Consider the following 13,879-nt stretch of genomic DNA (forward strand, 5'->3'; position numbering starts at 1 on the left):
GCCGAGCCTCGAAACCCCCGCAGCAATCAACGAGAACCAAGGAACTGACATGAAGGAACTGCTCGACCGCTTCGAGGCCAAGGCCCCCGAGATCGTCTTCGAGTGGCACGACGCCGAGACCGACGCGAAGGGCTGGGCGGTCATCAACTCCCTGCGCGGAGGTGCCGCCGGCGGTGGCACCCGGATGCGGGCCGGACTGGATCGCCGTGAGGTCGAGTCGCTCGCCAAGACCATGGAGGTCAAGTTCACCGTCTCCGGTCCGGCCATCGGTGGCGCGAAGTCCGGCATCGACTTCGACCCGAACGACCCGCGCCGCGAGGGCGTGCTGGCGCGCTGGTTCAAGGCCCTGGCTCCGCTGCTCAAGACCTACTACGGCACCGGCGGCGACATGAACGTCGACGAGATGCACGACGTCATCCCGTTGACCGAGCGCTACGGCCTGTGGCACCCGCAGCAGGGCATCGTCAACGGCCACTTCGCCGCCGACGAGCGCGAGCTCGTGCAGCGTGTCGGCATGCTGCGCCTCGGCGTCTCGAAGGTCGTCGAGGACCCGCGCTACACGCCCGACCACAAGGCGAAGTACACGATCGCCGACCTCGTCACGGGCTGGGGCGTCGCCGAGTCGGTCGTCCACTACTACGCCACGTACGGCGTCGCGCAGGGACAGTCCCTCGAGGGCAAGCGGGTCATCGTGCAGGGCTGGGGCAACGTCGGTTCGGCCGCGGCCTACTACCTCTCCGAGGCAGGTGCCCGCATCGTCGGGATCATCGACCGCAACGGCGGCCTGATGAACCCCGACGGCTTCACCCGCGAGGAGGTGCACACCCTCTTCGTCAACAAGCAGGGCAACGCACTGGCCGCCGACAACCTGATCCCGTTCGATGAGCTGGACGACGCGATCTGGGACATGGGTGCCGAGATCTTCCTGCCCTGCGCGGGCTCCCGCCTGGTCACCGTCGAGCACGTGAAGCGGATGGTGTCGGCCGGCCTGGAGCTGATCTCCGCCGGCGCCAACGTTCCGTTCGCCGACCCGGAGATCTTCTACGGATCGACCTACGAGTTCGCCGACCAGCACGTCGCCGTGATCCCCGACTTCATCGCCAACTGCGGCATGGCACGCACCTTCACGATGCTGATGGAGGGCATTGCGGAGGTGTCCGACGAGGCCATCCTCGGTGACGTCTCACGCACCATCCGGACCGCGCTCGAGAAGTGCCACGAGCGCTCTCCGCACCCGACCCTGCTCGCCGCCACGGCGCTCGAGATCGCGCTCGACCAGCTGGTCTGATCACCTACCGCTTCGGCAGCGAACGCACGTAGGCATCGGACAGGTCCATCAGGTCGAGCACGTAGTCGTAGTCGTCCCGCATCCCCGTGATCGGGTACGACGACCCGTCGGTCAGCGACGTCGCCGAACCGTCGTCGAAGCCGCGCCCCGGCGCAAAGATCGCCTGGTCGTTGACGAAGGTGCCGGTCGGGGCGTGGAAGCGCTCACCGAACGCGTGGCCGCCGGTGTTGAGCAGGTCGACCCCGAACGCGACGAAGCGTTCCTCGGCGAGCGAGATGCCGAGCAGGTTCGCGATCGTCGGCAGGATGTCGACCTGCGAGGCGACGTGGTCGCTGCGGGAGGGCTCGCCGCCGGGGACGTGGATCACCAGCGGCGTCTTGAAACGGTGCTCGAAGGCGTAGTCGACGCCCAGCGACCGGACGTCCCCGACCGTTTCCTTGCCGTTGAGTCCGGCATGGTCGCCGTACGCGACGAAGAGGGACTTGTCCCACAGGCCGGTCTGCTTGAGGCCGCGGATGAACAGGCCGAGCGCGTGGTCGGCGTAGTTCTGCGCCTGGAGGTAGGCGCCGACCTCGGTGCCCTCGAGGTCGCTGGGCAGGCGCAACCGCACCTTGTCGGCGGGCACCTTGAAGGGGCCGTGCCCTGAGGCGGTGACGAGTTGCGTGTAGAACGGCCGGTCGGCGGCGTCCAGTTCCAGGAGGCGCACCAGCGAGCGCCCGTAGAACTCCTCGTCGGAGACTCCCCAGAAGTTGAACTTGGGGCCGGGGAACTCGTCCTTCTCGTGCCACCGGTCGAACCCCAGCGCGCGGAACAGGTCGTCGTGGTCCCAGAACTTTGCCCAGTTCACGTTGAAGGTCTCCGAGACGTACCCACGCGGGCGCAACAGCTTGGGCAGGCTCGGCAGGTCGCGGTCGCCGTACCCGGTCGACATGGCGACGTCGCCCACGGGATAGATCGACGTGTTGGAGATGAACTCCGCGTCGACCGTGTTGCCCTTGCCGATCTGCTGGAAGTGCTGGGGGAAGGAGAGGCTCTCGCCGACGAGGTCGTTGAGGTGCGGCGTCACCTCCTGCCCGTCCACCTCGAGACCGACGACGAACTGCTGGAGCGATTCCAACTGGACGACGATCAGGTTCTTGCCCTCGGCGGCGCCGAAGCCGCGCGCCCTGGCCGGATCGGTGACGGTCGAGTGGTTGGTGGCCCTGAGTTCGGCCACCTCGTCGTACGCCGTCGCGAGGTCCAGCGTCTGCTTCGTCCGGAGCGACCGGAGCAACGCGTCCGCTTCGTAGGCGAGGACCCCGAACTGTTCGGCGCGGTACTGCTCGTTGCGTACGTCGACGCCGCTGCGCAGGACGACCGCGGTGACCAGGGTTCCCGTGACGACGACGGCCCCCAGGCGCCGCAGCCGTACGGTCCCCGCCGGAGCGTGCGGCGGCAGCCAGCGATCCCCGTGGAGCAGCAGTCCGACCGCGGGCGCGAAGGCCAGGTCGACGTAGAAGAGGACCAGCCGCCAGTCCAGCAGGCTGGCGACGCTGGCACGGACGTCATCGGCCTGGTCCACCTCGTCGAGCACCGTGAAGGTGGGCAGGGTCTGGTAGTAGCCGTAGTAGAGGACGGCGGCCGTGAGGAACACGCTGACCGCTGCGTTGAGCGACCAGAGGGCTGGCGACGTGGCAGGGCCCGGCGCGAGCAGCGCCACGATGCCGACGAGCACAGCGGCCGCGGCAATATCGGCGATCACCATGCCCGGCGAGGGGACGCCGAAGACGAGCAGCCGGAAGAGCAGGAGCTTGGCCAGCAGCAGGACCAGCATCAGGCGCACCGGCCGGGGGCGCCGGAGGGTCGCGGCCATGCGGGCAACCTAACCCCGCGCCGACGACGGCGGTCCCGAACTCACCCAAAACCCGAATAGGTACCAGGCCCCGGGACCCACCGAAGTGTGACCGAGGCCACTTCTGAGCGCGAATTCCACCTCGGCGTGACGCCTGAGTTCACTCCGAAAAGACGAGTTGAAGTCGAATTTCGGGCTGGCCTACGTTTCGAGTTCCACCGAGGAGGATCCGAATGAAGATGTCGTTGTTCCGGCGCACGAGCTCGACCACGAGCCGCCGACCGGGTAAGTCCCTGCGGTCCATGATGGTGACCGGCGTTGTCGTCACCGTCACCGCTTCCCTGATGGGTCCGGCGGCCGCACTCACGCCGGCCCAGTTCGTCGACCAGAACGAGCGCGCCCACACCACCCAGATGGAGTGGTGGTACATCACCGGCAACATCAACGGTGTCGACGCCTCAGGCAAGACGTACAAGTACGGCATCCAGGACACCTACTTCAAGAACCACCCCTGGTGGGGCTACGACGGCTTCAGCCAGATGATGGCCGTCACCGACCTCAACCGCGGCACCTACACCCAGGGCCAGAAGAACGGCACCGGCTTCACCAGCACCGCGTGCTGCAGCGGCTACAACGTCGGCATCGACGACTGGGACCTCTCGGGCGACAACGGCAACCACAGCATCTTCGGCAACGTGAACTGGGGTGACTACGTCCTGGACCTCGACTTCGCGGCCAACAAGCCGGGCGCTCTGCACGGTGGCGACGGGTTCGTCCCGTTCCAGCCGTTCGGCACCTCGTCGGGCTACTACTCGTGGACCGGCCTGAACGTCTCCGGCACGATCATCGACCACGGCGTCCCGGTCACCATCACCGGTGGCGAGGCGTGGATGGACCACCAGTGGTACGACGGTTACAACACCGGCGGCTGGGACTGGTACTCGATCCAGCTCGACAACAACGTCGACTACATGATCTTCCTGATCAAGGACGCCAACGGGAACTACGTCAACAAGTTCGGCACCAGGGTCGCCGCCAACGGCGCCACGACCGAGCTGACGTCGAGCCAGGTCTCCATGACCCAGCCCAACTTCACCAACTGGACCAGCCCGCGCTCCGACCGGACCTACAAACTCGGCTGGACCGTCGCAGTGCCCGGCGGCACGATCAACATCCAGCCCAAGCAGCTCGACCAGGAAGCGAACCTCAGCATTCCGAACGTCGACTACTGGGAGGGCGCGGTCAACATCACCGCGACCATCGACGGCCAGACCGTGAACGGCAAGGGCTTCACCGAGGTCACCCAGCCCCAGTGGATCGGCGGCTTCTGATCAACTGAGCGAGGGGCTGACCCCGGTCAGCTCCTCGCTGAGTGTCCACAGCTTGCGGCCGAGGTCTGCGTCGCTGGCGTACTTGCTGAGCTTCGCGGGTCCGATCGGACCGCGGATCTCCCGGACCCGCTGCGGCCCGGTGTACGAACCGGGCTCGGCCAGCGTGGCGGCGTACAAGGACGGATTGGCGCCCTTCGCCGCGGACTGCAGGATGACCGGCAGGACGTACGGCGCCAGGCGGGCCACGATCTTGTTGGCGCCCATGCCGTCGGGGGACGCCACGAGGTTCGTCGCCGAGACGCCCGGGTGGGCGCCGGTGGAGACGAGCTTTCCACCCGCTGCCGTCGCGCGGTGGTGGAGCTCGCGCATGAACAGCACGTTGGCGAGCTTGCTGTTGCCGTAGTACTGCTCGGCCTTGTACGACGCCTCCGGGTTGGCCTTCAGCACCGACTCGTTGCCGCCGTGGTGCGCAACCGAGGCGACCGTGACGACGCGCGGGCTCGGCGCCTCGAGGAGGGCGGGCAGCAGGCGACCGGTGAGCGCGAAGTGGCCGAGGTGGTTGGTGCCGAACATCAGCTCGTGGCCGTCCTCGGTGGCCCGATAGTTCGGCGGGTTCATCACCCCGGCGTTGTTGACGAGCAGGTCCAGCGGCCCGTCCCAGCGGTCGGCAAGGGCCTGCACGGAAGCCTGCGACGACAGGTCCAGTTGCTCGACCCGGACGTCGCCCTTCATGCCAGCGGCCGCCTCGCGCCCCTTGTCGAGGTTGCGGCAGGCGAGCACCACACGCGCGCCGTGGCCGGCGAGCTCGCGGGCGGTCACCTCGCCGATGCCGGCGTTGGCTCCCGTGACAACGGCGGTGACGCCCGTCAGGTCCGGCAGGTCGGAAGGACTGAAGGTCATGCCCGCACGGTAGTCCCGGCCCCTAACCTGTGCCCATGACCTCTCCCTCAGGCTCGGGTGCGACACGAGTTGCACTGGTCACCGGCGCTGCGCGCGGGATCGGTGCTGCGACGGTGCGCCGGCTGGTGGCCGACGGCTGTCACGTCGTCGCCCTCGACTCGTGCGAAGGTCCGCCCCTGGCTCGCCCGGAGGAACTCCAGGCACTGGCCGACGAGCTCGGCGAGTACGTCGTCCCGGTGGTCGCCGACGTACGCGACCGTGTCGCCCTCGACAGTGCGGTCGCGGACGCCGTTGCCCGCTGGGGCCGGCTGGACGTGGCAGTGGCGGGTGCCGCGGTCGTCCGCGGCGGCGCTCCCCTGTGGGAGACAACCGATGCTGACCTCGCGGACCTCTGGGACGTCGACGTACGGGGCGTGTGGAACACCGCCGCTGCCGTCGTGCCCGCGATGCTCGCCGGGCCTGATCCGAGCGGGTGCCGCTTCGTCGCGGTCGCCTCCGCGGCCGGCCACACCGGCCTGTTCCACCTGGCCGGTTACAACGCCGCCAAGCACGCCGTCGTCGGCCTCGTCCGTGGCCTGGCCGCCGACCTGCAGGGCACCGGCGTCACTGCGTGTGCGGTCTCCCCCGGCTCCACGGACTCACCCATGCTCGACGCCACCGCCGCGCTCTACGGCGTCGACCGGGCCGAACTGGTGTCGCACCAGCCGCTCGGCCGGGCGCTGGCTGCTGACGAGATCGCGGCGACCATCGCGTTCGGCTGCTCTCCCGCCGGTCTGGTGTGGCACGGTGCCGACATCCACGCCGATGGCGGGTTCAACGGCTGATCACGGTGGTGCCGTCACGGCGCCTTGCAGGTGGTCGGGGCTGACGGGTTCAACAGGCCGGCGATCCCGTCCAGGGTGCAATGAACGAGAGTTTCGGCCGCGTCCAGCAGTTGATCGACCGGCTTCAACGGGGGCCCCGGAACAGGAGCCTCGGGAGTACTGCTCCCGCCACCCGTGCCTCCACCAGAACCGCTGCCCGTGCCGGTGTTCCCACCCGTGCCGCTCGGCGACACCGGAGCCGGGGCGGCCTTCGCGGCAGCCTTCCGGGCTTGTTTCCTGGACGTCGTCGAGTGCGGCGCGCGGGCGCCGATCGAACCGTGCGACACCACCGCGACACCGGCCGAGACCGGGAGGGGGCCGCTGTTGGCGTAGGAGTCAGCGATGGCGAGGACCGTCTCGGCGTAGAGGCCGGAGTTGTTGTACCGGAGGAGTGCCGGGCGGAGTCCAGCGGGCGTCGACAGGTCACCTGTGCCCGAGCACAAGTAGACCGCCGCGGCGAGGGCTGCGTCATCGATGTCTTGCGGATTGCGCTGCCCATCGCCGTCAGCATCCACCCCGACCACCCCCCAGGTGCTCGGAATGAACTGCATGGGGCCGACGGCTCGGTCGAACGACTTGTCGCCGTCGTACCGCCCGCCGTCGGTGTCCGAGATCTGTGCGGTCGATCGGGAGCCGTCGAGCCGGACGCCGATGATGCCCGGCTTCGCGACGCCATCGTCCTGGAGCACGCTGTTCCCCGTGCTGGCGTGGTCCGACTCGACCTTGCCGATCGCGGCGAGGACCGGCCATGCGATGCCACAGGACTCGTCCGCAGCGGCCATCACCGTGGCCGCTCGCTGGTACGACGCCAACGCCACGGCAGGGATCTGGGACGACGTCGCAGCGACGGTCGCGATCCGGACCGGGCGCTCCACGACCCGGCTGTCCGAGCTCAGGCTCGCGGGTACGTCGACAGACTGGTCGGGCACGGCTACTGCAGGCAGTGCTTCGTCACGCTCGGCGGCCAGTGGCACAACGCCGGCACCTGCGCCGGCGACGCTCAGGGTCCAGGCCAGGGACAGCGCGCCCAGAGGGACCAGCGCGACGAGGCGCCGCGAGGGGCGGGCGCGGCCCGCACCACGGACGATGACGTCAGGCTGGGGAATCATGCTCCGACGCTAGGTCGTACGACGGGCCTCCCACATCCGGCGTGGAGGGGAGATCCATCCCCCGTTCGGCACAGACGAGCGTTCAGATGTCGGTGATGCGGACCCCGGCGTGCGCCTTGTAGCGCTTGTTGATCGCGATCAGGTTCGCGGTCAGCGCCTCGACCTGGTGGGCGTTGCGCAGACGGCCACCGAACACGCCGCGAACGCCGGGCAGCAGGGCCGACAGCTCGATGACGACGTCGACCGCTTCGCGGTCGTCGCCGAGGACGAGCACATCGGTGTCCAGGCTCTCCACCGTCGTGTCCTCGAGGAGGGCGGCACTCAGGTGATGGAAGGCGCCGACCACACGGCTGTCGGGCAGCAGCGCCTTGGCCTGTTCTGCGGCCGACCCCTCGAGCACCTGCAACGCGTACGGACCCTGCTTGTCGAAGCCCAGCGGGTTGACACAGTCGATGACGATCTTGCCTGCCAGCTCGGGACGCAGCTCGGTGAGCAGCTGGGCGTGACCGTCCCAAGGCACGGCGACGATCACGATGTCGGCAGCTCTCGCTGCAGCGCGGTTGTCGATGCCGACGACACCGACCCCGTCCTCGCGCATCTCCTTGGCGACGACCTCGGCACGGCCGGCGTCGCGGCTGCCGATCACGACCTTCGCACCACCGATCGCGAGTCGCCGGGCGAGGCTACGGCCCTGGGGCCCGGTGCCTCCGAGGACAGCGAGAACGGTTTCGGGAGTCATGGCCCCAGTTTACGACAGAATGGTCGGACCATTTGAGTGACAACGGTCACGAGGCGCTGGCACCGCCGTTCTTGAGCTCGGGGAAGTCCTCGTCACGCCACTCCTGGGCCATCCGCGCGGTGGCGTGACCCGCCTCGCGCTCCCGCAGCTCGACGCGGCGGATCTTGCCGGAGATCGTCTTCGGCAACTCGAAGAACTCCACCCGCCGCACCCGCAGGTAGGGCGCCAGGCCCTCACGGGCGTGACGCAGGATCGCCAACGCCGTCTCACGGGTGGGCTCGTGCCCGGGCGCCAGGGCGATGTAGGCCTTCGGCACGGCCAGCCGGACCGGGTCGGGCGCCGGTACGACGGCCGCCTCGGCGACCGCGGGGTGCTCGATCAACACGCTCTCGAGCTCGAACGGGGAGATCTTGTAGTCCGACGCCTTGAACACGTCGTCGGTCCGCCCGATGTAGGTGATGTAGCCGTCCTCGTCGCGGGCCGCGACGTCGCCCGTGTGATAGAAGCCGCCGGCCATCGCATCGGCGTTCCGCTCCTCGTCGCCCTGGTAGCCGGTCATCAGCGCGAGCGGTGATGCCGCGAGGTCCAGGCAGATCTCGCCCTCGCCCACACCCTCCACGAGCTCACCGCTGACGGGATCGACCAGCACGCTGGGGATCCCGGGCAATGGGCGCCCCATCGAGCCGGGCTTGACCAGCGCACCCGGGGTGTTGCCGATCTGGCAGGTGGTCTCGGTCTGGCCAAAGCCGTCGCGGATGGTGAGGCCCCAGTGCCTGTCGACCTGTGCGATGACCTCGGGGTTGAGCGGCTCGCCCGCCCCGACCAGCTCGCGCAGCGCAGCCGGCTTGGTGCCGAGCTCGGCGTTGATGAGCATCCGCCAGACCGTCGGCGGGGCACAGAAGGATGTCACCCGCTCGCTGTCCAGTCGCCCGAGCAGGGAGCCGGCCTCGAAGCGCTGGTAGTCGTAGACGACGATCGTCGCTTCCGCGTTCCACGGGGCGAAGAAGCAGGACCAGGCGTGCTTCGCCCAGCCGGGCGAAGAGATGTTGAGGTGGACGTCGCCGGGGCGCAGGCCGATCCAGTACATCGTCGACAGGTGGCCCACCGGGTACGACGCCTGGGTGTGCTGCACGAGCTTGGGTCGTGACGTCGTACCGCTGGTGAAGTAGAGGAGCAGTGCGTCCTCCGGTGCTGTGCCCGGGTGCTCCACGGCGGCGCCCGTCCCGACCGCGGCGTCCGAAATCGGCAGCCATCCGGCACGCTCGCCGACCACGACGCGGAGGTAGTCGCCGGGGACCCCGTCGAACTTCGCGGCGTCGCCGGGATTGCAGACCACTGCCCGTGCAGCGGTGCGTTCCATCCGGTCACACAGATCGGCCGGCCCTGCCGCCATCGCGGTCGGCACCACCACGGCGCCGAGCTTGATGACGCCCAGCATGACCTCCCACAGCTCGACCTGGTTGCCGAGCATCACCAGCACCGGATCGCCCTTGCGGACTCCGTACGAGGCGAGCCAGTGGGCCACCCGGTTGGACCGGGTGACCATGTCGTCGAAGGACACCGACGTGCGCGAGCCGTCCTCGGAGAGCACCACCAGGGCGTCCCGGTCCGCTCCACGGGCGATGATGTCGAACCAGTCGTGCGCCCAGTTCCATTGCGGACCGACGTCCGGGAAGGTGAAGCCGGCCACGGCCCCTTCGTGGTCGCCGCGCCAGGCCAGCAGCTGGTCGCGGGCCTCGCGGAAGCGGGAGGTCGACGTCATCGCCGGTTCACGCCCCCAGACCGAGGAATTGGCCGATCACGTCGTTGAAGTCGCCGGCCCGCTCGATCTGCGTCCAATGGCCGCAGCGCGCGAAGACATGCAGGTCGGCGTCGGGCAGCAGGCGCAGCATGTTCAGGGCGATGTCGACGGGGACGATGTTGTCCTCGCGACCGTGCACCAGCAGGCTCGGCCGCGTGACGGCACGGACCTGCTCCTCGGTGATGGCAAGCTCGCTGCCGGCGTGGTCCGGGTGGAAGAACATCAGCTGGTACGCCTCGTGCGCACCCGGTGCGGCACTGGCCTCGTACCGGATCTGCACGAGCTCGTCGCTGATCAGCGACGGGTCCACGGCGAAGTGGCCGCGGAGCAGGTCGCGCATGTTGTCGGACGACGGCTCGTACGCCCGCAGCGCCTTGAGGCCGTCGGTGAGCGTCATGCCGACGCCGGGCGAGCCCATCAGGACCAGCTTGCCCAGACGTTCCTGGTCGTCCTCGGCCATCTGCAGCGCGATCCGGCCGCCCAGCGAGTTGCCGACGATCGAGACCTTGTCGATCCCGAGCGCGTCGAGGAAGCCCCAGACATGGTCTGTCCAGGTACGCAGGGAGTACCGCACATCGGCGGGCCGCTCCGTGTGGCCGAACCCGACGATGTCGAGCGCCAGGGCGCGGGCGCGCTCCGCGACGACGGGCAACGCGTGCTGCCAGTTGGCCCACGCGGAGACGCCCGGACCGGAACCGTGCAGGAAAAGGACCGGCGTGCCCTCTCCGAGGTCGTGATAGTGCGTGGACGTCCCGCGGACGTCGATGAAGTCGCCGCGCGCCGCGTCGGAGGCCGGGGCTGCTGAAGTCGAGGATGTCCTGGATGTCGTGGTCACAAGACCGACGCTAGGCACGGCCGGAGGCCGTCACAACGAGCGGTTCCAGCGACTAGAAAGGCGGCGCTACCAGCCCGACGGATGCCTGCCGGAACGCGTCCAATTCGACCTCGAGGCGCCGTGGATCACGGATCTGGGCGACCAGGTTCCGGCGACCGAGGCTCGCCGGAGCCGCGTCGTCGAGGAAGTGGCGGCGACGACTCTCTGCCCACCGACCGACGGCGTCGTCAGGGTCGCCGTGCACGGCGTCCGTCAGCACCGGGGCCAGGGAGGCGGCATCGCACCAGCCCGACAGCGAGGTGTGACCGGTCATCGGATGGGTGACGTGGGCGGCGTCGCCGACCAGCACCACCCGTCCCGAGCGGTACGACGTCGCACTCCGTTGGTGCATCCGGGCCGCGAACCAGTCGAGCACCTCTGGCCGCACCCCGGTCACTTCCTCCAGCACCTCCACGACGCGCTGCTCGGCAGCGGCCTCGTCGTGCGAGAGCGACTCCTGGAAGAGGTAGCGCCAGAGGTGGCGTCCCGCCCGCTCCACGACCGCGCCGTGGTGGCCGTCGACCTGGAACGTGGTGTCGGGGTAGCCCAGGGCACCGAAGTCGTGGTGCACCAGCGCGACGACGCAGCGCTCGGTCCACGTCGTCCCTTCGAACGCGAGGCCGGCATGGCGTCGTACGGCACTGGCCGGACCGTCGGCTCCCACGACCCAGCGCGCACGCAGTGACTGCGGACCGGCAGCGCCCCCGTCCAGGACGAGGTCGACGGTCTCCTCGTGCTGACGCAGGATCTCGAGGTGGACGTCCTCGACGATCGCGGTGTTCGGCAGGGCGAGCAGCGCTGCCCGCAGGATCCCGCGCAGCGTGGCGGGCTCCAGACGGAGGTTGAACGGCAGCCGCACCTCGGGGCCGAGCTCGCGGACGTCGTACACATGACGCTCACCGGTGGCCAGGACATGGAGTCCCCAGTGCGCGGTCGCCTCACCGGCGAGCAGCGCGTCGTCGAGGACACCGAGCCCCTCGAGCACGGGGAGCACCGACCAGTGGTGCACGGCAGTCCAGGGCAATCGCGGCGCTGGCACGGTGTCGAGCACCGTGACGTGCACCCCGGAACGGGCGAGCCCGAGTGCCGTCGCGAGACCGGCGAGGCTGGCCCCGACGACCGCGACCTCCGTCGTCCGCGACGTCACGCCGGCACCGCGGACCGGCGGAGCAGGTCCAGGCCGTTCGTGCGGAACACCCGCTGGGCGCCACCGGTCCCGAGAGCTCCGTCGACTTCCGCGCCGGCGAGCATGCTCCGCGCTTCCCCGGTGAGATCGGGGAAGAAGGGGTGGTCGGTGCCGAGCACGATGCGATCGGCACCGAACCGGTGCACGAGGAGCCGCAGGTGCTCGGGGTCGAGAACCAGGCTGTCGACGTACAACGACCGGACGCGTTCGTCGATCGCGCCGGGCGAACGACCCTGGAGCAGCTCGGCGCCCAAACGCAGCCTGGGATAGGACCACGCGAACCCGCCGCAGCCGTGCGCAAGCACGACGCGAAGTCCGGTGAAGCGTTCCAGGACGCCACCGAACACCAGCGCCCCCGCCGCGAGGGCCGTGTCGGTGTGCATGCCGAGGCCGAAGTCGTAGGGCTGGCCGGAACGCCGGATCGTCCCGGACCCTCCGTCGGAGGGGTGCACGAAGACAACCGCACCGAGCGCCTCGGCAGCCTCGAAGAACGGCAGCAACTGCGGATCGTCGAGCTCGAGGCCCGCAACCCGAGCGCCGATCTCGACGCCGACGAGCGGCGCCGACCCACCCATCACGTCCTCCAGTACGGCGACCGCTCGGTCCGCGTGCGGCAGCGGCACCGTGCCCAGCCCGGCGAGACGACCGCCGCTCGCGGCGACGGCGTGGGCGATGGAGGCATTCGTGGCCACGGCGTACTCCGTCGCGGCGCCGGCATCGTCGACGTACGGGAAGGTGACGGGAACCGGCGAGATCACCTGGACCTCAACGCCCGCAGCGTCGAGGTCCCGCAGCCGCGCGTCGACATCCCACAGCGAGGGACGGACGTCGCGGAACGGGCGGTCTCCGATGAGGATCCGGCCTCGTTCACCGGAGTCGACCACCAACCGCGGCCAGTCGCCGGGCTCCTCGGAGGCGGCGAACACGTCGGTGCCCATCCAGTGGGCGTGCAGGTCCACGCCCCCGGTGAGCTCGCCCGCGTCCATCCGGACACGGTGCCTGTTGGCGACCGATTCGGCAGGAGGGATTTCCGGCCGCCGGAACGACGGGCTCCCGAAATCGCCGGGCCGGACGTAGAGTGACGGGCATCACGGCAAATGGTTGGACCAAGGGGGTGGGCCCGTGACCCAACAGCTGATGTCCGAGTCCGAACAGGAAGCACAGGCAGGCCAGGCGGCCCCGTCCGCCGAGCCACCGAGCATCCTCACGAAGGCCTTCGACCTGCTGCGTGCCTTCAACCCGCACGAGCGGGTGATGACGCTGAGCGAGCTCGCGCGCGCCGCGGCGCTGCCCAAGTCCACGGTCCACCGCCTGCTCGCACGACTGGTCGAACTGGGTGCTGTCGAACACCACCGCTCCGGTTACAAGATCGGCCTGGGCTTGCTCCAGCTCGGTGCCGGCACCCCCGCCGGCTACATGCGCGACCTCGGCATGCCGCACCTGGGCCAGTTGCACCGCTGGAGCTCGGCGACGGTCCACTTCGCCGTGCTGCGGCAGTTCGACGTCGTCTACCTGGAGAAGCTCTCCACGCGTGACTCCCCGGCGTCCATCACCAGCATCGGCGGCCGGCTTCCCGCCAACTGCACGGCGATCGGCAAGGCCCTGCTGGCCCATGAGAACTTCGACGACCTCGCCAACTTCCTGCCCAACCCGCTCCCGGGCATGACCACCCGGTCGATCACCGCGGTGGACCCCCTGATCGCCGAGCTCCGCAAGGTCCGCGACGCGGGCATCGCCCGCGAGGAAGGTGAGGCCCAGCCCGGGCTGAGCTGCATCGCCGCGCCGGTCCTGCTCAACGGCTTCGCCATCGGCGCCGTGTCCCTCGGCTTCGAGACCGGCACCGAGCTGCGCCCGCAGGCCGAGCGCGCCCTGACCATGACCGTCCGTCGCATCGCAGAAGACGTCGACAACGGACTGGCCGAGGGTCGCGAGCACTGGTTCCCACGCGAGATCTGAC

12 protein-coding genes are annotated in these 13,879 nt (G+C 69.4%); 4 read left to right on the forward strand and 8 right to left on the reverse strand.

The window, feature by feature from the left end; translation table 11 throughout:
* Nucleotides 1-49 precede the first annotated feature (49 nt).
* Nucleotides 50-1,288, forward strand: coding sequence for a Glu/Leu/Phe/Val dehydrogenase dimerization domain-containing protein (locus HRC28_RS00595; RefSeq protein WP_182378161.1), 1,239 nt, complete (start codon nt 50-52; stop codon nt 1,286-1,288).
* Nucleotides 1,289-1,292: 4 nt separating this feature from the next.
* Here the strand turns inward: HRC28_RS00595 and HRC28_RS00600 are convergent, their stop codons facing one another.
* Nucleotides 1,293-3,140, reverse strand: a complete 1,848-nt coding sequence (locus tag HRC28_RS00600; RefSeq protein WP_182378162.1) for an LTA synthase family protein — start codon at nt 3,138-3,140, stop codon at nt 1,293-1,295.
* A gap of 212 nt (nt 3,141-3,352) precedes the next feature.
* Between HRC28_RS00600 and HRC28_RS00605 the strand changes: the two genes are divergently transcribed.
* Nucleotides 3,353-4,450: a lipocalin family protein gene (locus HRC28_RS00605; protein WP_182378163.1), complete on the forward strand. Its 1,098-nt coding sequence runs from the start codon at nt 3,353-3,355 to the stop codon at nt 4,448-4,450.
* Here HRC28_RS00605 and HRC28_RS00610 read toward each other — a convergent pair whose 3' ends face one another.
* Entirely contained in the window at nt 4,451-5,350 is a 900-nt protein-coding gene (locus tag HRC28_RS00610; RefSeq protein WP_182378164.1) for an SDR family NAD(P)-dependent oxidoreductase, read from the reverse strand.
* A 35-nt stretch (nt 5,351-5,385) separates the two neighbouring features.
* Between HRC28_RS00610 and HRC28_RS00615 the strand changes: the two genes are divergently transcribed.
* Nucleotides 5,386-6,174, forward strand: a complete 789-nt coding sequence (locus tag HRC28_RS00615; protein ID WP_182378165.1) for a mycofactocin-coupled SDR family oxidoreductase — start codon at nt 5,386-5,388, stop codon at nt 6,172-6,174.
* Between the two features lie 14 nt (nt 6,175-6,188).
* Here the strand turns inward: HRC28_RS00615 and HRC28_RS25525 are convergent, their stop codons facing one another.
* The 6 genes from HRC28_RS25525 to HRC28_RS00645 all read right to left on the reverse strand — a co-directional run bounded on the left by HRC28_RS25525 (nt 6,189) and on the right by HRC28_RS00645 (nt 12,908).
* Complete coding sequence (locus HRC28_RS25525; protein WP_272902654.1) at nt 6,189-7,322, reverse strand: lytic murein transglycosylase; 1,134 nt, start codon at nt 7,320-7,322, stop codon at nt 6,189-6,191.
* 82 nt (nt 7,323-7,404) lie between these two features.
* Entirely contained in the window at nt 7,405-8,061 is a 657-nt protein-coding gene (gene npdG, locus HRC28_RS00625) for an NADPH-dependent F420 reductase (RefSeq protein ID WP_182378166.1), read from the reverse strand.
* 46 nt (nt 8,062-8,107) lie between these two features.
* Nucleotides 8,108-9,823, reverse strand: coding sequence for an AMP-binding protein (locus tag HRC28_RS00630; protein WP_182378167.1), 1,716 nt, complete (start codon nt 9,821-9,823; stop codon nt 8,108-8,110).
* Nucleotides 9,824-9,830: 7 nt separating this feature from the next.
* Nucleotides 9,831-10,697, reverse strand: coding sequence for an alpha/beta fold hydrolase (locus HRC28_RS00635; RefSeq protein WP_182378168.1), 867 nt, complete (start codon nt 10,695-10,697; stop codon nt 9,831-9,833).
* A 52-nt stretch (nt 10,698-10,749) separates the two neighbouring features.
* Nucleotides 10,750-11,883, reverse strand: a complete 1,134-nt coding sequence (locus HRC28_RS00640; RefSeq protein WP_182378169.1) for an NAD(P)/FAD-dependent oxidoreductase — start codon at nt 11,881-11,883, stop codon at nt 10,750-10,752.
* Entirely contained in the window at nt 11,880-12,908 is a 1,029-nt protein-coding gene (locus HRC28_RS00645) for an amidohydrolase family protein (protein ID WP_182378170.1), read from the reverse strand. The genes HRC28_RS00640 and HRC28_RS00645 overlap by 4 nt, the downstream gene beginning before the upstream one ends.
* A gap of 136 nt (nt 12,909-13,044) precedes the next feature.
* Between HRC28_RS00645 and HRC28_RS00650 the strand changes: the two genes are divergently transcribed.
* The gene (locus HRC28_RS00650) at nt 13,045-13,878 is read left to right on the forward strand and encodes an IclR family transcriptional regulator (protein WP_202033181.1); all 834 of its coding nucleotides are present in this window, start codon (nt 13,045-13,047) and stop codon (nt 13,876-13,878) included.
* Nucleotide 13,879: the final 1 nt, after the last annotated feature.

This window comes from Nocardioides sp. WS12, assembly GCF_014108865.1.
GTDB lineage: Bacteria > Actinomycetota > Actinomycetes > Propionibacteriales > Nocardioidaceae > Nocardioides.